Here is a 19,151-nt window from a genome sequence, read left to right on the forward strand (position 1 = left end):
TCTAACCAACTGAGCTATGGGCCCGAACATCTCTATGTATCTTGATTCGTGTCATTTGTCAACCTTATATGCATCCCCTTCGACCTGCCACGAATCAGAATACCCATGTATCGGGGTAAGGGAGTGCCGGCGTATCGGGGTTAAAGCTTTTCACGGTTTTTCTCCGTCACCCCTACACCCCGTTACTCCGACACCTCATTTTGTGAAGATTGTGGCCATAGATTATTTTATTATCAATCTTCATGAAATGGCTTTAATTTCTTACACCTGCTCGGATGCCGCAACTTCCGTAAGGCTTTCGCCTCGATCTGCCGTATCCTTTCCCTTGTCACGCTGAAGTTCTGGCCAACCTCCTCGAGGGTGTGGTCCGTGCGCTCGTCAATGCCAAAGCGCATTTTCAGCACCTTCTCCTCTCTGGGAGTAAGGGACTCAAGGACGCCCCGCACCTGCTCCTTCAAGCTGGCGTGTACCACAGCGTCTCCGGGAGAGATAACCTTCTTGTCTTCGATGAAATCTCCGAGGTGGCTATCCTCCTCTTCCCCAATGGGGGTTTCCAGGCTGATGGGCTCCTTGGCTATCTTGAGAACTTTGCGCACCTTGTCCAGCGGGAGATCCATCTTCTCTGCGATCTCTTCCGGCATGGGTTCCCGGCCCAACTCCTGCACCAGCTGTCTCGAGGTCCTGATGAGCTTGTTGATTGTTTCTATCATGTGGACCGGAATACGAATGGTCCTCGCCTGATCAGCAATGGCCCTTGTTATAGCCTGACGGATCCACCAGGTCGCATAGGTAGAAAACTTGTAGCCACGGCGGTACTCGAATTTATCCACCGCCTTCATGAGGCCGATGTTGCCTTCCTGAATGAGGTCCAGGAACTGAAGGCCCCTGTTGGTATATTTTTTCGCGATGCTCACGACCAGGCGAAGGTTGGCCTCCACAAGCTCCTGCTTGGCATCCCGGGCTCTGATCTCCGCCAGGCGGATTTTCTCACCATCCACCACGATGTTTCCACAAGGCATCGCTGCTTCTTTTTCCACCTCTTTGAGCTTTTTTCGGGAGTCTCGCACTAACTGGCGATAGCTTTCCAACTGAGCGATGGACATGCCTGCCTCGCGTGCAGCGGATTTGGCCCCTCCATCCCTGGCTTTTTTTACCAACTGGCCCATACGCCATTCGGTCAGACCGGTCCTTTTGTATATACTGTCTATTCGGCCCTGGTAAAGGAGGATTTTCTCCCTCAGCTCTGTCACCCTTGCGGAGAACCTGGCCACCTGGCGCGTATTTAATCCCAGATTCCTTATATCCCGGGCGTTGTCCTTCTCTGCCCGCTGGATGCGTTTCTCTAGCTCTTCAACCTTCTTTTTGGAGGCCTTTTCCGCTTCCTTCTTTAGCTGGTCGATACGTTCCATCCTGCGCTCGATCCGCTTGATGGTCTGCAGAACCTCTTTCAGGTTCTCGGCTTCCCTCTCCATCAGGCTCTCGCGGTTGGCTTCGGCTAACGCCAGCCTCGTTGCCTCATCCGGTTCTTCTTCGTTTTCTTCGCTTTCGGCGTCATTATCGGACGCTTCGCCCCCATTTTCCACCACAGTGTCTTCCGTATCGAAAAGGCTTTCCCGGAGCTTTGCCTCCCCGCGATCCAACCGCCCACCCAGAATGATCAGATCCCGGATGCAGATGGGGTTACAGGCAACGGTCTCCAGCACCTCCAGTTCGCCTTGCTCTATCCGCTTGGCGATCTCGACCTCACCCTCCCTGGTAAGGAGGTTGATCTGGCCCATTTCCTTGAGATAGAGTCTCACCGGGTCGTCCGTCCGCCCGGTAAGCGCTCCTGGAGCAACCTTTGCGGCTACTGTCTTGGTTTCCGGGTCCCCATCCTCATCATCCCCGTCGTCATCCTCATCTTTTCCGGTCTTGCTTTTGACATCCTTGATATGGATGCGTAGATCCGAGTCGATAATCTCGATGTCCAGGTCCCCGAACATGCCCACCACCTCGTCCACCTGCTCCGATGAGGCCAGTTCGTCCGGAAGAGCATCATTTACCTCGTCGTAGGTCAGATAGCCCTGCTTCTTTCCCTTGGTGATAAGTTCCTTCATCTCTTTCTGGCTTGTTGTGTTATCTTTCATTCCCCGTCTTCACCTCCGGATGAATTACCTCTCCATGAAACATTATGCAGCCCCCTCCCCGCGACCAGGTCACGGAGTTCGGCTTGCAGATTCTTCCACTCTTCATTGAGCTTCTTGCTCTCTTGTTTAGCTCCTCGCCGCACTGCTTCCGTCAGCCGATCACGTGTGTGCCGGATCTTTTCTTCCAGCCTTTCCCGGGCAAAGTGGAGCAGCAGGTCATCCAGAGCTTTCTCGGTCCCCTCCAATGGGTCTTGCAGAGCCCATCCGGAGAGTTCGTTCTTCCAACGGTCGTCAACCGTATCCAGAAGAGCTGTAAGGTTAACACCGGAAAAAATTTTTTCAACTATTTCCGCGATCTCGGGGCTTTTTATATCTCCGGGGCCAACAACCTCCGCCACCCTGGATACGACATCTGGTTCTCTGACCAGGATGTGCAGAAGCAGCTTATCCTTTCTGAGCAGTGGAGGAGGGTCCTTCTCTTCTAAAAATATTTTCCCTCTCTTTTTCAGACCCGCCAGACGCGCACGAAGGTCGTGTTGTTCAATGCGGAGGGTATCGCCGATTTCCTTGAGATAAACGCCCAACTTAACCCTGTCTACTATTTTAGCCAAATATGGGACAATTGCATCAATTACTCGAAAACGATCCCCCATTTTGTCGCCCGAATGTTCCTGGCGGGCCAATTCCAGAACATACATCACCACATCCGGCGCCTGAGCAACTCTTGCGGTAAGCTCCGTGGCTCCCATTTTGCGCAAAAAACTGTCCGGATCCTCACCGGGGTCCAGGGGTGCGACACGACACTCCATACCCTCACCCAGGAGGATCATTCCGCTTCTGTGAGCAGCCCTCCGACCAGCTTCATCCGAATCAAAAAGCAGCACACAGCGTTCAGTCAGCCGGTGGAGCTTTTTCACCTGATCCTCGGTGAGCGCTGTACCGAGGACTCCAACCACGTTCCGTATCCCTCCCTGGTGGAGGCAAATGACATCCAGGTATCCTTCAACAAGGATCACTTCGCCGGCCTCTCTCACATAAGGAGCCGCCACATCCAGTCCAAAAAGAGAGTCACCCTTCCTGTACACCGGAGTTTCAGAGGTGTTGATATACTTGGGGAGGTCATCGCCCATGACCCTTCCGCCAAACCCCAGGACTCGCCCGCTAAGATCCTTTATTGGGAAAACCACCCGGTCTCTGAAGCGATCGTAAGGAGGCTTGCCCGAATCGCCCTTAATAAGCAGGCCGGCCGAAACAGCCACAGATTCCCCTATGTTCTCCTCCCCCAGGCGTGAGGACAGGTTCCTCCATCCTTCTGGAGCGTATCCCAGGTCAAAGGTTTTGCTTACATCCGAGTGAATGCCCCTTTGCCCCAGGTATTCCCTGGCTTTTTTACCCTCCTCAGATTTCATCAAGGCTGTGGAAAAATATTCCGCAGCCACCCTGTTGGCGGTGAACATGAGATCCTTCTGGTCTCTGCCGACACCACCGGTGGAGGGTCCCTCCGGCAACTCTATGCCTGATTGAAACGCCAGCTTTTTCAGTGAGTCAACAAAGGGAAGCCCCTCGTACAACATGACAAAGCGGATAACATCCCCGCCTGTATCACACCCGAAACAGTGAAAGATCTGGCGCGCAGGGTTTACCATAAATGATGGTGTCTTCTCCTGATGGAAGGGACAAAGAGCCTTGAAAGCGGACCCTGACCGCTTCAGCTCAAGATGGCGGCCGATGACATCGGCGATATCATTGGCCTCCTTGACCCGCTCTATGGTGTCTTCATCGTAGCGCATAGATTCAGAATGCAGAACGCAGAATACAGAACACAGAAGGGGGAGCCCCAGGAGAGCTTTTCTTCTACGTTCTACATTCTACATTCCAATAATCGCTCCCACATCTAAAAAAACATTTTTACCTATGACCATGTATACTCTGCTCAAAAGCGTCCTATTCCCTCAATTCGGCAATTGTTACTCCCGCGCCGCCCTGGTCCAGGGGAGCCGGTCCGAAATTTGACACCCTCGGGTCGCCCTTAAGAGCCCCATTGATGGCCCTTTTCAGAGCTCCTGTCCCCTTGCCGTGTACGATCCGCAAAAAGCGGTCGGACCCGAGAAGGGAGTTGTCGAGGGCCTTGTCAAGAGACTGAAGTGCATCGTCAACGGTGGTGCCGATAAGGTTTATCTCCGAGGGAAAATGACCGCTGCCTTTGAAGGACACATTAGTGCCTTCGCGCCGGTTTTGCCGCTTTTGACCTGGGCTATCAACTGGCGAGAGGTTCTGTGTGGAGACCCTCATGCGGATCCCTCCTGAAAGGACTTCTGCCTCCCGCCCACCGGCAAGAAGGTCCGTAACCGACCCGAAAACACCCAGCGAAAGGACTTCCACCTCTTGTCCTGTAGCAATGGGCCCGTGGCCTTTTCTCGGCGGAGGCAGCGGGATCTTCTCCACGATCTGTTTTTCCATCGCCCGGATGTTATTCGTAAGGGAGGATTTCTTCATCCTCCCTCCTTCATCCTTCATATTTTTTATAAGGTTTTTGCCCCTTCTCTCGATATCCCGGAGCAGCGCCTTTGCCTCTCGGCGGGCAGAATCATTCATTTCCTGTGTCTGCCGAATAAGCTCTTTTTTTACCACACTCAGATCCTGGCGTTCAGCTGCAAGCTTCCGGGTGATCTCCTCAGCCTTCTCCCGGGCCACAGACTCCCTGTCCACTTCATCGGTGAGCCGGCCCAGAAGGTCGTCCACCTGAACAGCGCCGCTTCCCATCACCTCCCTGGCCCGGCTGATGACCGAGCGTTCCATACCCAACTGCCCGGCGACCTCCAGGGCATGGCTTCTGCCTGGTGCCCCCATTCTCAAACGGTATGTCGGTTCCAGAGTCCTGCTGTCGAACACGGTGGATGCATTATTGGCAAAAGGTGCCCGGTAGGCAAACTCTTTGAGAAGGTTGTGATGGGTTGTCACCGCTACACACGCCCCTTTTTCGTTGAGGGCTTCGAGAAGGGCGATGCTCAAAGCAGATCCCTCCTGGGGATCAGTACCTGCTCCCAGTTCATCCAGGAGCACCAGGGTGGCGCTGCCGGAAGCGTTCAGGAGTTCAGCTATGATCTTTATGTGCCCGGAAAAGGTACTCAGATTCTGGGACAGGCTCTGTTCGTCACCAATGTCGGCAAAAACCCGATCGAAGACCCTGAAACGGCTTTCATCCGAAACCGGGACAGGGATTCCGGATTGCACCATCAAGGTAAGCAGACCCAGTGTCTTCAACGCAACGGTTTTGCCCCCCGTGTTTGGCCCGGTGATCACCAGGGTGGTGAATTGACCGCCGATCCTGATTTCGATAGGAACACATTCTACACCCGGTTCAAGGACAAGGTGTGGATGCCTGGCCTGGACGAGCACCGTTTCTTCATTATCCAGGCTGGGGATGAGACCGCCCAGCTTCACCCCCAGGCGGGCCTTCGCCAGCACAAGGTCCAGCTGGGCCAGATTGCTCAAATTAGCCGCCATCTCATGCCGGTAACCGGCAGCAGCATCGCTCATCCGGGCCAGGGCTCTGCGGACTTCTTCCTCCTCCTTCGCCCGGGCCATAGCAAAACTGTTGTTTAACCCCACTGCGAAAAGAGGCTCTACGAAAACAGTCTGCCCGCTCTGGCTCGTATCCTGTACCACCGCCTCGAAGGTGCGATTGTATTCAGGCTTGGCCGGCACTACGAAGCGGCCGTTTCTCAGGGTTACATACTGCTCCTGGATGACCTTGGCCACCGATCTTCCACGGATGAACTCCTCCAGCTTTCCTGTAGCCGCGCTTCTACAGGACCTGAGCTCTTTTCGCACCTTGGCAAGTTCCGGGCTTGCCGCATCCAGAACCTCGCCTTTCGTGGAAATAGACTTTTCCACCCACCGTTCCCAATCCGGGATCCCGGCCATACCGTCCACAAGTGCACACAGTTCGGGAAGCTCCCGCTCCCTGTCCCGAACAGCTGCCTTGGCATAACGCACCGCTACCTGGTTTTGTATAAGCCTGAGCAGCTCCAGCGGCTCCAGGACCGCTCCTGTCACGGTAAGACGCCCAAGGATGCCGTTGGTGTCGTTGACGTTCCCCAGATCGGGAGGCTTGTCTTCCAGAAGGCACAATGCCTCGGCAGTGATGCCGCATTCACGAACGACATCGTTCTTGTCCCAATGGGGAATAACGGTTTGGGCGAGGCTTCTGCCCGGCTCAGACTGAGCACATAGCGCCAACCGGGAAAGGGTCTCCCGATACTCAAGGACTGTAAGGGTATGGTCGTTCATTCACCCTGCCGGGTTTGGGATAATAAGGGGGAAACCAACATAAAAAATTCAGGGGGCCGGGCACTTTCAGTCGGAAAGGGCCTCTTTTACGATCTCACCGACCAGCTTTCCGTCTGCCTTGCCGCGCAGCCTTGGCATAAGTTCTTTCATGACTTTCCCGAAATCACTGGCGCCGGTAGCGCCTACGGCTTGGACCACCTCCTGAACAACGTCTCGCACCTCGTCCGGTGAAAGCTGCTCGGGAAGGTATTCCTGGAGGATGGCCAGTTCCGATTCTTCTTTTTTCACCAGGTCCATCCTGTCCCCCTCCGCAAATGCTTCCATGCTCTCCCGGCGGCGTTTGGCGGAAGAGGTGATCTCCGCGAGGACTTCGTCATCATCCAGAGCATCCTTCTTTTCGATCTCCCGGTACTTGATGGAAGACAGAAGGAAGCGAAGGACGGAAACGCGGTTTCCGTCCTTCGCCTTCATGGACTTTTTCAGATCATCATGTATTTGATCGATAAGTTTCAAGCTAGGGCGTCTGTTTCTTGGACATCTTGATCATTTTTTTACGCGCAGCAATCATTTTACGCTTGCGTTGAATGCTGGGCTTCTCGTAGTACTCCCGTTTCCTGACTTCGGAGAGAATTCCTGACTTCTCACACTGTTTCTTGAAACGGCGAAGGGCACCTTCGAAGCTTTCATTTTCTCTGACCCTTACACCAGGCATTTACACCCCTCCTTCCCAACTGGAATTTCTACAAGGCGCCATTCTACCAATAACCTCACATTTTACAAGTGCCGATCATAACCCGAAACCCTGGGTAGTTTTAAGGTGGTTCTCAGTTGAGGCAGCGTTTTTTGCTCCAGAATCACCATGGCATAATGTTTTACGATTCTGGGATTTCAGGTCAGACACTCCAGTTTGCGGCCCCCCATGAGGTGCATATGAAGGTGGAACACGACCTGCCCCCCATCGGGGTTGCAGTTGATCTGAACCCGATATCCGCCCTGGGCCACCCCTTTTTCTTCGGCAAGCTCGGCTGCCTTGAGGGTCAGTCTACCCAACAGCTGCGCCTGCCGGACCCCGGCATCGTTAAGGGTCGCCATGTGCTGCTTCGGGATCAAAAGAAGATGTACCGGGGCCTTCGGGTTGATGTCCTCGAAGACCAGGATCTCATCGTCCTGGTATACAACGGTGGCCGGGATCTCCCCGGCTGCTATTTTGCAGAAGATACAGTCGGACATGCGCTCCTCCTTGTCGCTGATCTCAGATTTCAAATCTCATACAGAGTAATGCTTTTATTTGAGATCTGGGATGTGAGATATGAGATGCCTATTTCCGGCCCGCCTTTTCCTCCAGGCCAGACTTCCCCGCCCTTCCCGCAAGTTCCTCGCGGACCTGCTCGGGTGAGACACCTGCCTGAGCCAGCAGCACCCAGGCGTGGTAGATAAGGTCTGCAGCCTCATGGACGACATCCCTCGGCCCCTTATCCTTTGCCGCCTCTACCAGTTCACCAGCTTCCTCCAGGACCTTGGCACCAATGGCCTCCATCCCTCCTGTAAACAGCTGGCTGGTGTAGGAGTCCTCTGCCGGGTTCTTTTTCCGGTCCGCTATTACTCCGTAAAGCCTGTCGAAAGCCTCACGGTTGTCTTTGTCGCCGTAAACCTGGCCGGCGTCAAAAACAGATTCCGACACCGTTCCTCCCTGGAGGTTACGGTAGAAACAGGATCGGTGTCCGGTGTGGCAGGCGGCCACATTCTGATCGGCCTTCACAAGGAGGCAGTCGGCATCGCAGTCGAAAAGGACCTCTACCACTGCCTGGACGTGCCCTGATGACTCCCCCTTCTGCCACATCTTCTGTCTGGAGCGGGAGAAGAAGTGGGTGAAGCCCGTCTGGACCGTTTTTTCTATGGCCTCTGCGTTCATCCAGGCCATCATGAGGACCTCACCGTTGTCGGCATCCTGGACGATGGCGGGGATGAGGCCGTCGGAATCGAATTTTAATTGGGTAAGATCTAATTTGCTCATAGTGTAACTCCCGCAAATTGATCTCAGATCTCACATCTCAGATCTCAAAAAATAACAGCGCGCTATATGAGATTTGAGATTTGAGATTTGAGATAGTCTAGAGCCTCATCGGTACACCACGGCTTTGAAGATATTCCTTCGCCTCACCAACCGTATACTCTTTGAAGTGAAAAATTGAGGCGGCCAGGACCGCGCTGGCGCCCCCATCCACAAAACCTTTGTACATGTGGTGGAGGGTCCCAACACCTCCGGAGGCAATGACGGGGACATTGACCGTGTCGGAGATGGTCCGTGTCAGCTCGATGTCGTACCCGTCCTTGGTGCCGTCCTTGTCCATGCTCGTCAGCATGAACTCCCCCGCCCCGTATCCCTCCATCCGGGCTGCCCACTGGACAACATCGATCCCCGTCGGCGTTCTGCCGCCGTGGATATAGACTTCCCATGCAAGAGAACCGTCGGGGCCCGAAGTGCGCTTGGCGTCGATGGCCACAACGATGCACTGGGAACCGAATCGCTTGCTCGCCTCCGACACAAACTCGGGCCTGTCCACCGCAGCTGTGTTGATGCTCACCTTGTCGGCCCCGGCCTTCAGGAGATCTCTTATGTTTTCAAGGTTCCGGACCCCCCCTCCCACCGTTAGCGGGATAAAGACCGTTTCGGCGGTTCGCCGCACCACGTCGAGGATGATCTCTCTCTTGTCGGAGGAGGCTGTGATGTCCAGGAAGGTGACCTCGTCGGCCCCCTGTTCATTATAGGCAGCGGCGACCTCAACAGGATCACCGGCATCAATGAGGTTGACGAACTGCACGCCCTTCACCACCCGTCCTTCGGTCACATCAAGACAGGGGATGATCCTTCGTGCAAGCTCATCCTTACCTGGGCTCACAGGGCGTCGCTCTCCTTCTGTATCTCTTTCACCGCCCTGGCCAGGTCGATGGTTCCCTCATAGAGGGATTTGCCCAGTATGACCCCTTTAACACCTTTATCCTCCAGCTTCGCGGCCGCTTTTATATCTTCATGGCTGTGCATCCCCCCGGATAGAACCACCGGAATGGCTACGGCTTCCGCCAGCTGGGCGGTAGCACCGAGGTTGGGTCCCGACATGGCACCGTCCCGGGCGATATCGGTATAGATGATATGGCTTGCGCCTGCATCCTCCAGTTCCCTTGCAAGGTCCATAGCCCGCAGTTCTGTCACCTCCTGCCACCCCTGGACAGCGACGAAGCCGCCCCTGGCGTCTATGCCAACAGCGATGCGGCCCGGAAATCGGGCGCAAACACGGCGCAACATATCACGGCTCTGGTATGCGGCGGTGCCCAGGATCACCTTTGAAACGCCAAGCTGAAGGTAGTCCTCCACGATCTTTTCGCTGCGTATGCCTCCTCCCAGTTCGATGGGTATCTCTATGGCCTGCAGTATCCTGGAGATCGCTCCAAGGTTTCTGGGCTCCCCCGCCATGGCACCGTCAAGATCCACAACGTGGAGCATCTTCGCTCCGAGGGATTCCCATTTTCTGGCGGTGTCCTCAGGTGAGTCCGAATATATTTTGGCCGTTCCCATTTCTCCCTGGTAAAGGCGAACACACTTGCCACCCTTCAGATCGATGGCCGGCAATACCAGCATTTAATCCTCCTTTTTGCGAGGTTAACTAGCTTCGCTCACGATCCTTCCAAAATTTTGAAGGACCTTCAGGCCATGATTGTGGCTTTTTTCCGGGTGAAACTGGGTCGCGAAGATGTTGTCCCGTGCAATGGCAGAGCAGAACCTCTCACCATAATCGGTCCATCCGCAAACGACAGATCCATCCTCAGGGGCTACATAATAAGAGTGGACGAAATAGAAAAATGAACCATCCTCAATTCCCTCAAACAGCCTGTTATCTCCGGAGTAATGCACCCTGTTCCAACCCATATGGGGGACCTTGAGTCCAGAGTCAGGATCAAAGCGTACAACCCGGCCAGGGATGACATCCAGGCCGCGATAAACTCCAAACTCCTCACTGATCGTCATGAGAAGCTGCATACCCAGACAGATCCCCAGGAAAGGCTTCCCCTGCTCGATGGCACCCATTACAGGAGCCACGAGGCCGGCTTCGGTAAGGTTGGCCATGCAGTCCTGAAAAGCTCCGACACCGGGAAGAACCACGGCGTCAGCAGACTGGACCGCAGCCGGATCGCTGGTGATAACAGCATTGACCCCGACTTTTTCCAGCCCCTTCTGAGCGCTTCGAAGGTTGCCCATTCCATAATCAACAACGACTACGGGAGGGCTTTTGGCATGGACAGAAAGGTTCACTCGCCGAGCCTGCCTTTGGTGGAAGGTACGCCATGGACCCTGGGATCAACGGTCACTGCCTGGTCAAGTACCTTGGAGAAGGCCTTGAAAATTGCCTCTGCCATATGATGTCGGTTCCTCCCGGCATCCACACGGATGTGAAGGTTCGCTCCCGCGTTGTTGCAGAAAGCCTGGAAGAACTCCGGCAGGAGCTCCATGGCGAACCCCCCTATATCTCCGTCCAGGGTGGGGAGGGATACCGCCAGGTAGGGCCGGCCTCCAAGGTCGAGGGCAACGGTTGCAAGGGCTTCATCCATGGGCAGAACGACCCAGCCATACCTTCTGATGCCCATAGCCGAACCGAGGGCCTCCTTGACCGCAAGTCCGAGGCAGATCCCCACATCCTCCACTGTATGGTGGCCATCTACATCGAGATCTCCCTTGCATTGCACTTCAAGGTCGAAGAGTCCGTGCCTGGCAAACAGCTCAAGCATGTGGTCGAGAAACCCCACGCCTGTTGAAACGTCAGATGTGCCCTGGCCGTCCAACACCAGGTTCATTGAGATCCGGGTCTCCGAGGTCTCTCGGACCACTTCCCCCTTACGCATCCGTGCCTCCCTCCGCAAAAAAATATTTTAACCTGTTTATGAGGAGATCGTTTTCCTCGGGCATGCCCACTGTTATGCGAAGCGCATCTCCCGCGACAGGCAAACGGGAAAGAAATTTTACCACAATGCCGCTGTCTTGCAAAAATCGCCATAACGCCTCTTCCCTGCCACCGCACTGCACAAGGAAAAAGTTTCCCCTGGAGGGAAACACCGCAAAGCCCGCACTTTCAAGTTCCACTGCCAGTCGTTCACGCTCAACGACTATGTCGGCCACCCGGGAAAGTACCCGCTGGTAGTTCCTGAGGACGGCCTCACCCGCGATCTGAGTGTACCGGCTGAGGTTAAACGGAAAACGGACCTTGTTGACCTCATCGAGAAGGTCCCTCCCCGCAACCAGAAAACCGCACCTGATGGCAGCAGCGCCCACCTTGGACAGGGTCCTTAAAACAGCCAGGTTGCTGAAAGAGGCGATCTCTGTGATCCACGAATCCTCCCCTGAAAAATCACCGTAGGCCTCGTCTACAACCACAAGTCCCGTGGCGACATCCAGGAGTGAGTGAACCTGCTCCCTTGAATAAAAGGTTCCTGTAGGGTTGTTCGGGTTGCTGAGGAAAACGATATTGGGGTTTTTCTCCCTGATGGCCCGAAGCATCGCCTCCATGTCCGGTGCAAGGCCAGGTCCCAGAGGCACCTCGTGCACCTCGTAGCCTGCTGCCTGGGCCGCGACAGAGTACATGGCGAAAGTGGGCGTTGGTACAACGATAACGGGCGGGGCCTGGTCCTGGCTCCCCCGCAGGGTCCAGAGAAGAAGTCCGATAAGCTCATCGGATCCGTTGCCCGCCATGACATTTTCCAACAGACAGCCGAACTCGGTGGCAAAGGCGCTTCTCAGATCCCTGGAGGCCGGATCAGGGTAGCGGTGAAGGGGCATATCCTCAAGAGCCGCTCTGATCTCCTCCAGGATAACGGGATCGGGGGGATGGGGACATTCATTGGCATCCAGCCGTACCGGGTAGCTCCCCTCAGGAGGGGCATAGGCGGTAAGCCTGACAAGGCCCTCCGGCAAAAGCCTGGGAAGATCCAGTTCACTCACTGTTTCCCGACCCTCAGATCCACAGCTCGGGCATGGGCTTCCAGGCCTTCAAGTCGGGCGAACTGCGCGACCATTCCCGCTTTTTCAAGGAACGCTTCCCGATCGTACCAGATGATGCTGCTGCGCTTGATAAAATCGTAAACACCAAGGGGAGAGAAGAACCGTGCGGTACCTCCTGTGGGCAGCACGTGGTTGGGGCCCGCCATATAGTCTCCCAGGGCCTCAGCTGTGTACATTCCGAGGAAAATAGCGCCGGCGTTTTCTATGGAATCCAGGGTCTTTTCAGGATCCGTAACCATCAACTCCAGGTGCTCTATAGCGACCCGGTTGACCACAGAAATTGCCTGCTCCATATTGCCGGCCAGAAGCAGGTATCCTCTCGAATCGAGGGATTGACGCGCAATATCCTGGCGCGGCAAAAGCTCGAGCTGTCTGCGGATTTCCTCAACCGTACGGTTGAGCATGTCCTCGTCATCGGTCACGAAGATAGGATAGGCGAGGGGATCATGTTCCGCCTGGGACAGGAGGTCGGCTGCGGCAAGAACAGGATCCGCGGTGGAATCTGCCAGGACCAGGATCTCACTGGGACCGGCGATCATGTCGATATCTACATCGCCGAACACGACCTTCTTGGCCATGGCAACGTAGATGTTGCCGGGACCCACGATCTTGTCCACCCGGGGTACCGTGCTGGTCCCGTACGCAAGAGCAGCGACAGCCTGGGCGCCACCGATAGTAAAAACCCTGTCGACACCGCATATCGCAGCTGCTGCGAGAACAGTTTTATTAACTTCGCCACCAGGGGTCGGCACCACCATGATTACTTCCCGGACCCCGGCAACCTTTGCAGGTATGGCGTTCATCAGGACAGAACTGGGGTATGCCGCGGTTCCCCCGGGAACATAGATGCCCACCCTAAAGAGGGGTGTGACCTTCTGTCCCAGCGTGATCCCGGGTGAGGGTTCATAGGTCCAGGTGTCTTCGAGCTGTCTTTCGTGGAACTCCCTGATGGAATCCGCCGCCACCTCAAGGATCTTGCGATCCTGGGCGGGAATCTCTTCCAGGGCCCGTTCAAGTTCATCGAGGCCCAGTTCCATACCGGATTGTTTAAGGTCGAGATTGTCAAACTTGAGGGTGTACTCAGCCACAGCTTCATCACCCCTGCGGCGAACCTGTCCAACGATCTCAAATACCGCCTCCATGACACCTTGGGGTACCGTCTCCCCGCGGGTCTCGAGGGTGGCGATTGTGGATTCGAAATCAGCATCTGTGTGTCGCACGATCTTCATTGAAAACCTCCTGATGCGACACACGTGCCGGTGTGTCGGCGTGTCGGCGTGTCGGCGTGTCGGCGAAAAGATCTTTCACCGATACCCCGATAATCCCATACCCCGTTACGTGTGTTTCAGCGTACCCCTGATCGCCTCTATGATCGGGACTAACCGATCCGCCTTTATTTTCATGCTGGCGCGGTTAACTACCAGGCGCGCTGTTACCTCCATCACATCCTGAACTTCAACGAGGTTATTCTGCCGCAGGGTCTCCCCTGTGGAAACCAGATCGACGATGCGGTCAGCCAGGCCTACAAGGGGGGCAAGCTCGATAGAACCGTAAAGAGGTATTATCTCGATCTGCTCTCCCAGAGAAGCAAAATGCCGCTGGGCGATATAGGGGTATTTCGTGGCTACCCGGGTGTGTCCCCATCCCGGCGTGGCGTCCGGATCAAGTGCAGCTGCCGGCTGGGCCACAACGATGCGGCAGTATCCGAACCCCAGGTCGAGAGGTTCTAAAATGTTCACTTTGGATTCCATCAGAACATCCTTGCCGACGATCCCCATATCGGCCGCTCCGGAATCGACATAGGTAGGAAGATCCTTGTCCCGTATGATCAGGAACCTGGCAGAGCCCTCCTCGGAAGGGACAAGAAGCCTGCGCGTTGTGGACAGGTCTTCCTCAGCTCTTAATCCCACCTCGGACAGAATTCTAACACAATCCGGCATCAGCCGGCCTTTGGGTAGAGCTATCGTGATAGCGTTCTTATCCACCGGTCCTCCAGATGCGGCCGCCAAGGGAGGCCAGCTTCTCATCGAGTTTCTCATAGCCCCTTTCCAGATGGTAGATCCGCGAGATCTCGGTCACGCCCTCTGAAGCCCCAAGGCCTGCCAGAACAAGCGAGGCGCTGGCGCGCAGATCCGTAGCCATGACCGGCGCGCCCGACAATCCTTTCACACCCCGTATCACGGCCCTGCGCTCGGACAGGGTGACATCCGCGCCCATGCGGCACAGCTCCGGAACGTGCATGAACCTGTGCTCAAAAATGGTCTCCATAACCGTTGAGATCCCATCGGAGAGTGTCATGAGAGCCATGAACTGAGCCTGCATGTCGGTTGGGAACCCGGGATATGGGTCCGTGATAATATCCACGGCATTGGTTCGCCCTTCACCGGCGGCGCGGATCCAGTCCTTCCCCTTGTCAATAACAATGCCCGCCTTTTCCATCCTTTCGATCACTGCCTTAAGGTGGGCAGGAACGCACTTCAAAATGGTGACATCTCCGCCAGTTATGCCTGCAGCAGCAATGTAGGTTCCGACCTCAATGCGATCAGGCATCACGCTGTAGGTCGCAGGTTTAAGGGAGGTGACACCTGTTACCCGGATCTCCCTGGTGCCCGCCCCCTCGATCACAGCTCCCATGGAGTTTAGGGCATCGGCAAGGTCGACTATCTCAGGCTCCATGGCAGCGTTGATCATGGTCGTTTCCCCATCTGCCAGAACAGCTGCCATCATTATGTTTTCAGTCCCGGTTACAGTGGAGGCTTCGAACAGGATCTCGGCACCCTTCAAGCGATCGGCCTGAGCCACCACATAGCCGTGCTCAAGCCAGACGTTAGCACCCATGGCCTCGAGAGCTTCTATATGGCGATTGATAGGCCTGGCGCCGATGGCGCATCCTCCCGGCTGGGAAACCCTGGCTCGGCCGAAGCGGGCCACAAGGGGGCCCAGGACGAGGACAGATGCCCTCATCGTCTTTACCAGATCGTAAGGAGCATCCCACATATCCGCCGAGGATGCGTCAAGGGAAAGGGTGCCGTTCCCCCCCTGGCAGCGAACCCCCAGGTGTTCTAAAAGGCGCCGCATGGTCGTCACATCTCTCAGCCCTGGAACGTTCTCAAGGATCAGCTCACCAGACAGGAGAAGTGATGCGGCCATCAACGGCAGAGCAGCGTTTTTCGCACCGCTTGCGATAACCTCACCCCTGAGAGGAACTCCACCCTCAATGATAACGCGCTCAGGCATTTATCTTTTTCCCCTTCACCACCCTGCCTGTTCCGGCAAGATCATTTATAATCTCCACATCCCCATACCCCGCGTGATGGAAGATCCCGGCCACAATTTCGGCCTGTCGGGCGCCTACTTCCACCATCAGGCTCCCACCAGGGCAGAGAAGCTCCCAGGAGCGGTGGGCAAGGGGAGGATAGTACTCTGTGCCGTCAGGGCCAGCTACCAGCGACACGATCGGATCGCCCTGGCGCACCTCTTCCTGAAGGCTATCGAACTGGGCATGGGGTATGTAAGGCGGGTTGGAGAGAATGACCTGGAAATTTCCCTCCCCCCTGATTCCATCAAGGAGGTCGGCCTGAATGAAGTTCACCCTTTCCAGAACCAAATGACACCCTGCGTTTCGCCTGGCAACAGCCAGCGCAGCCATACTGATATCTGTAGCTGTGACTCTGGATCGAGGAATCTCGGCGGCCACAGTAATGGCCATAGCCCCGGAACCGGTTCCGATGTCCAGCACGGCGGGGCTCCCCTCCAGATTCTCCAGACAGCTGATCGCCTGTTCTACCAGGACCTCGGTTTCAGGCCTTGGATCCAGCACTGCGCTGGTGATATGAAAACTCCTGGAATAGAACTCCCTGGCTCCTACAAGCCGACTGACAGCTACCCGGCTGCACCGCTTCTGGACCAGGGCGCTGTACAGCTGGGTTTCGGAGGGCTTCAGAGTGGACCCTCTGTCCAGCAGTACCGTGGCTGGCGGTTCCCCGGTGACATATCCGAGGAGGACAGCGGCGTCAAGAGCAGGGCTCTCGATGCCAGCGGCCTTCAGGATCGCCACCCCGTCCCTGAAGGCCGCGCCCCTCTGGACATCGGGCGCAGGGCCCATCTCAAGCCACCTCCATGGATTTGAGCTGCTCGGCCTGGTCCGAGGCCATGAGGGCCTCGGTGATCTCATCCAGGTCACCATCCATTACCGCTTCAAGTTTGTATAAGGTGAGATTGATCCGGTGGTCTGAAACCCGACCTTGCGGGAAATTATAGGTCCGGATGCGCTCACTCCTGTCCCCGGAACCAACCATGCTGCGGCGCATACCGTCCAGCTTGGTTTGGCTTTCCTCCTCCTTCTTCTGCAAAAGCCTGGCATAGAGGACTTTCAGCGCTTTGGCCTTGTTCTTGTACTGTGACTTCTCATCCTGGCACGAGACGACAAGACCCGTGGGGATGTGGGTTACGCGGATCGCAGAATCTGTGGTGTTCACGTGCTGACCGCCGCTTCCGGTAGCCCTGAAGGTGTCTATGCGCAGATCCTCGGCCTTTACCTGCACCTCCACCTCGTCCGCCTCGGGCATGACCACGACGCTCACCGCGGAGGTGTGAATGCGGCCCGAAGACTCTGTTTCGGGAACCCGCTGGACCCGGTGTATCCCCCCGTCGAACTTGAGGTAACGGTACACCTTTTCACCTTTGATGAGCAGGGTCGCTTCCTTGTAGCCGCCCAGCTCCGTCGGACTGGTGCTTAAAAACTCCCATTTCCACCCTTTGCGCTCTGCGTAACGCGAATACATCCGTACCAGGTCGCCCACGAAGAGAGAGGCTTCATCGCCCCCTGTGCCAGCGCGCACTTCAAGGATTGTATTCTTGTTGTCCATGGGGTCCTGGGGCAGCAACAAAGCTTGCAGCTCTTCTTCCAGGCTTGCCATCCTGGATTGAAGGGTGTCCTTTTCCTCCAGGATCATGCTCAGAACCTCGTCGTCCTTTTCCTCCCGGAGCATGGCCTCCACTTCAGCGAGTTGGGATTCCAGGTCTCTGTGTTTCCGATATGCCTTTACGATGGGGGTCAGATCCGAGTGCTCTTTGGCGAATTGCCGCACCTTGTCCTGCTTGCTGACGACTTCGGGATCGCTCAGCAGTCTTCCCAGCTCTTCGTACCTTCCCTCCACCTGGCTGAGCCGGCTCATCCACCAACTCATGATCCCTCTTCCTCCTCAGCTGCCAGGGCTTCCCTTAGTGCCACCAGGGCAACCTCTATCTGGTCATCGGTAGGCTTGCGCGTCGTAAGTCTCTGCATCGCCAGGCCTGGGATCAGGATAAGCTTAAAAACGGAAACATGCCGATAGCGATCCCCTAATTTCAGCATCTCGTAGGAAAGGCCTGCGATCAGCGGTATCAGTACCACTCGTGCCAGCGCTTTGGCCCACAAGGGCCAGATCTGGGGGATCTGTGCGAAAACAACGATGGAAAGTACCATGACGATGAGCAGGAAGCTGGTCCCGCACCTGGGATGCATGGGGCTGTGCTTTTTCGCATTTTCCACAGTCAGCTCTTCCCCGGCCTCCATGGCGTAGATACTCATGTGTTCAGCACCATGATACTGGAAAACCCTTCGGATATCCCTGGCCATGGTAATTGCTCCCAGGTACAGGAAGAACACCACCAGCCTCAGGATCCCGTCTACCGTGTTGAAGGCCCACTGCCCCGCAACCCAGTGAAAATAGGTTTCCATCAAACGTGTAGCCCAGAGGGGGAGGAGGAGGAAAAGGGAAATTGCCAGAGCAAAGGCTGCTGCAATGGTGCCGGCCATAGCCCACGGTCCAATTTCGCCTTCATCCTCTTCCAGAGCTTCCTGGGCACTGTAGTTTAGAGCCCTGATCCCTAACAGGAGCGTTCCAAAAAGGGATACGGTACCCCTTAAAACAGGCCACTTGAGGAAGGCCCAATGGTCAGAAAGGAGGTTCAGTGTCTCCTTCATTACGGAGATCTCTCCGGTGGGCTTTCTCACGGCAACCGTCATGGTTCTGGGGGCTCTCATCATAACCCCCTCGATCACGGCCTGGCCGCCTATTTTATGCTCGTGTTGTTTCGACAATTACAAATCCCTCATTGTCACTCGCATTGCCTTGACACGGGGACGGAGAGACACGGGGACACGGAGTAAATCTTACACCGCGTCACCCCTTCCCCGCGTCGCCGCGTCAGATGACCTTTTCCGAATAATGGACACACCATCCCCTTGACAGAGATTAGGTTTGGATCGCTCTGGTAAAGGTGCTGCCGAAAGTCTTCTATGGCGGGGGGAACAAACTGGTATTTCGCCGCTCGGGTGATCACCCCTACCGGATCTTGACAGAAGGCAGGATGCTGTACCTGAGCGCCCACAGAATATTATTTCTGCTCGTATCGCCTCTTGAACTTCTCGACCCGTCCAGCCGCATCCAATATCTTCTGTTTGCCGGTATAGAACGGATGGCAATTAGAACAGATATCTACGGTCTTGCTGTCAATGGTGGAGCCAGTCTCGTAGGAAGCGCCACAGGCACATTTAAAAGTAGCCTCTTTGTATTCGGGGTGCAGATCTTTTTTCATCAGTACTACTCCTTGGTCTTAAAATTCTTAAAAAGAACAAAAATTAATAACACAGAAGCATGCTTATGGCAAATTCGAATGACGGCTTCTGTGATGTTTCC

Annotated in this window: 19 protein-coding genes; all 19 read right to left on the reverse strand. The window is 55.6% G+C overall.

Annotated elements, in window-relative coordinates; all coding sequences use genetic code 11:
* Positions 1-233 precede the first annotated feature (233 nt).
* On the reverse strand, positions 234-2,126 hold the full coding sequence (gene rpoD, locus P1S59_01395) for an RNA polymerase sigma factor RpoD (protein MDF1524911.1): 1,893 nt from the start codon (positions 2,124-2,126) through the stop codon (positions 234-236).
* Complete coding sequence (gene dnaG, locus P1S59_01400) at positions 2,123-3,916, reverse strand: DNA primase (protein ID MDF1524912.1); 1,794 nt, start codon at positions 3,914-3,916, stop codon at positions 2,123-2,125. Before dnaG ends, rpoD begins: the two co-directional genes overlap by 4 nt.
* 154 nt (positions 3,917-4,070) lie before the next feature.
* Positions 4,071-6,419, reverse strand: a complete 2,349-nt coding sequence (locus P1S59_01405; protein ID MDF1524913.1) for an endonuclease MutS2 — start codon at positions 6,417-6,419, stop codon at positions 4,071-4,073.
* A 66-nt stretch (positions 6,420-6,485) separates the two neighbouring features.
* Positions 6,486-6,932, reverse strand: a complete 447-nt coding sequence (locus P1S59_01410) for a GatB/YqeY domain-containing protein (protein ID MDF1524914.1) — start codon at positions 6,930-6,932, stop codon at positions 6,486-6,488.
* A 1-nt stretch (position 6,933) separates the two neighbouring features.
* Positions 6,934-7,131: a 30S ribosomal protein S21 gene (rpsU, locus tag P1S59_01415; GenBank protein ID MDF1524915.1), complete on the reverse strand. Its 198-nt coding sequence runs from the start codon at positions 7,129-7,131 to the stop codon at positions 6,934-6,936.
* Positions 7,132-7,307: 176 nt separating this feature from the next.
* Complete coding sequence (locus P1S59_01420) at positions 7,308-7,649, reverse strand: histidine triad nucleotide-binding protein (protein ID MDF1524916.1); 342 nt, start codon at positions 7,647-7,649, stop codon at positions 7,308-7,310.
* Between the two features lie 88 nt (positions 7,650-7,737).
* Positions 7,738-8,433, reverse strand: a complete 696-nt coding sequence (gene hisIE / locus P1S59_01425; protein MDF1524917.1) for a bifunctional phosphoribosyl-AMP cyclohydrolase/phosphoribosyl-ATP diphosphatase HisIE — start codon at positions 8,431-8,433, stop codon at positions 7,738-7,740.
* Positions 8,434-8,530: 97 nt separating this feature from the next.
* Positions 8,531-9,319, reverse strand: coding sequence for an imidazole glycerol phosphate synthase subunit HisF (gene hisF, locus P1S59_01430; protein ID MDF1524918.1), 789 nt, complete (start codon positions 9,317-9,319; stop codon positions 8,531-8,533).
* Positions 9,316-10,056 (reverse strand): 1-(5-phosphoribosyl)-5-[(5-phosphoribosylamino)methylideneamino]imidazole-4-carboxamide isomerase, encoded by a 741-nt coding sequence (hisA, locus tag P1S59_01435; GenBank protein ID MDF1524919.1) that lies wholly within the window; start codon positions 10,054-10,056, stop codon positions 9,316-9,318. Before hisA ends, hisF begins: the two co-directional genes overlap by 4 nt.
* 21 nt (positions 10,057-10,077) lie before the next feature.
* On the reverse strand, positions 10,078-10,728 hold the full coding sequence (gene hisH / locus P1S59_01440; GenBank protein MDF1524920.1) for an imidazole glycerol phosphate synthase subunit HisH: 651 nt from the start codon (positions 10,726-10,728) through the stop codon (positions 10,078-10,080).
* On the reverse strand, positions 10,725-11,315 hold the full coding sequence (gene hisB / locus P1S59_01445) for an imidazoleglycerol-phosphate dehydratase HisB (protein ID MDF1524921.1): 591 nt from the start codon (positions 11,313-11,315) through the stop codon (positions 10,725-10,727). The genes hisH and hisB overlap by 4 nt, the downstream gene beginning before the upstream one ends.
* Complete coding sequence (gene hisC, locus P1S59_01450; protein MDF1524922.1) at positions 11,308-12,408, reverse strand: histidinol-phosphate transaminase; 1,101 nt, start codon at positions 12,406-12,408, stop codon at positions 11,308-11,310. The genes hisB and hisC overlap by 8 nt, the downstream gene beginning before the upstream one ends.
* The gene (gene hisD / locus P1S59_01455) at positions 12,405-13,697 is read right to left on the reverse strand and encodes a histidinol dehydrogenase (GenBank protein MDF1524923.1); all 1,293 of its coding nucleotides are present in this window, start codon (positions 13,695-13,697) and stop codon (positions 12,405-12,407) included. Before hisD ends, hisC begins: the two co-directional genes overlap by 4 nt.
* 105 nt (positions 13,698-13,802) lie before the next feature.
* Complete coding sequence (gene hisG / locus P1S59_01460) at positions 13,803-14,495, reverse strand: ATP phosphoribosyltransferase (protein MDF1524924.1); 693 nt, start codon at positions 14,493-14,495, stop codon at positions 13,803-13,805.
* Positions 14,446-15,705, reverse strand: coding sequence for a UDP-N-acetylglucosamine 1-carboxyvinyltransferase (murA, locus tag P1S59_01465; GenBank protein MDF1524925.1), 1,260 nt, complete (start codon positions 15,703-15,705; stop codon positions 14,446-14,448). The genes hisG and murA overlap by 50 nt, the downstream gene beginning before the upstream one ends.
* Entirely contained in the window at positions 15,698-16,573 is an 876-nt protein-coding gene (gene prmC / locus P1S59_01470) for a peptide chain release factor N(5)-glutamine methyltransferase (protein MDF1524926.1), read from the reverse strand. Before prmC ends, murA begins: the two co-directional genes overlap by 8 nt.
* A gap of 1 nt (position 16,574) precedes the next feature.
* Positions 16,575-17,657 (reverse strand): peptide chain release factor 1, encoded by a 1,083-nt coding sequence (gene prfA, locus P1S59_01475; GenBank protein MDF1524927.1) that lies wholly within the window; start codon positions 17,655-17,657, stop codon positions 16,575-16,577.
* Positions 17,654-18,499, reverse strand: a complete 846-nt coding sequence (locus P1S59_01480; GenBank protein ID MDF1524928.1) for a DUF1385 domain-containing protein — start codon at positions 18,497-18,499, stop codon at positions 17,654-17,656. The genes prfA and P1S59_01480 overlap by 4 nt, the downstream gene beginning before the upstream one ends.
* Before the next feature lie 350 nt (positions 18,500-18,849).
* On the reverse strand, positions 18,850-19,050 hold the full coding sequence (gene rpmE, locus P1S59_01485) for a 50S ribosomal protein L31 (GenBank protein ID MDF1524929.1): 201 nt from the start codon (positions 19,048-19,050) through the stop codon (positions 18,850-18,852).
* Between the last annotated feature and the right edge of the window lie 101 nt (positions 19,051-19,151).

The organism is bacterium, from assembly GCA_029210965.1.
Classification (GTDB): Bacteria; BMS3Abin14; BMS3Abin14; order BMS3Abin14; family BMS3Abin14; genus JALHUC01.

Coding starts and splice junctions, on each gene's coding strand:
- rpoD (MDF1524911.1), bottom strand. CDS start 2,126: ATGAAAGATAACACAACAAGCCAGAAAGAGATGAAGGAACTTATCACC.
- dnaG (MDF1524912.1), bottom strand. CDS start 3,916: ATGCGCTACGATGAAGACACCATAGAGCGGGTCAAGGAGGCCAATGAT.
- P1S59_01405 (MDF1524913.1), bottom strand. CDS start 6,419: ATGAACGACCATACCCTTACAGTCCTTGAGTATCGGGAGACCCTTTCC.
- rpsU (MDF1524915.1), bottom strand. CDS start 7,131: ATGCCTGGTGTAAGGGTCAGAGAAAATGAAAGCTTCGAAGGTGCCCTT.
- P1S59_01420 (MDF1524916.1), bottom strand. CDS start 7,649: ATGTCCGACTGTATCTTCTGCAAAATAGCAGCCGGGGAGATCCCGGCC.
- hisIE (MDF1524917.1), bottom strand. CDS start 8,433: ATGAGCAAATTAGATCTTACCCAATTAAAATTCGATTCCGACGGCCTC.
- hisA (MDF1524919.1), bottom strand. CDS start 10,056: ATGCTGGTATTGCCGGCCATCGATCTGAAGGGTGGCAAGTGTGTTCGC.
- hisB (MDF1524921.1), bottom strand. CDS start 11,315: ATGCGTAAGGGGGAAGTGGTCCGAGAGACCTCGGAGACCCGGATCTCA.
- hisD (MDF1524923.1), bottom strand. CDS start 13,697: ATGAAGATCGTGCGACACACAGATGCTGATTTCGAATCCACAATCGCC.
- hisG (MDF1524924.1), bottom strand. CDS start 14,495: ATGAGAAGCTGGCCTCCCTTGGCGGCCGCATCTGGAGGACCGGTGGAT.
- murA (MDF1524925.1), bottom strand. CDS start 15,705: ATGCCTGAGCGCGTTATCATTGAGGGTGGAGTTCCTCTCAGGGGTGAG.
- prmC (MDF1524926.1), bottom strand. CDS start 16,573: ATGGGCCCTGCGCCCGATGTCCAGAGGGGCGCGGCCTTCAGGGACGGG.
- prfA (MDF1524927.1), bottom strand. CDS start 17,657: ATGAGTTGGTGGATGAGCCGGCTCAGCCAGGTGGAGGGAAGGTACGAA.
- P1S59_01480 (MDF1524928.1), bottom strand. CDS start 18,499: ATGATGAGAGCCCCCAGAACCATGACGGTTGCCGTGAGAAAGCCCACC.
- rpmE (MDF1524929.1), bottom strand. CDS start 19,050: ATGAAAAAAGATCTGCACCCCGAATACAAAGAGGCTACTTTTAAATGT.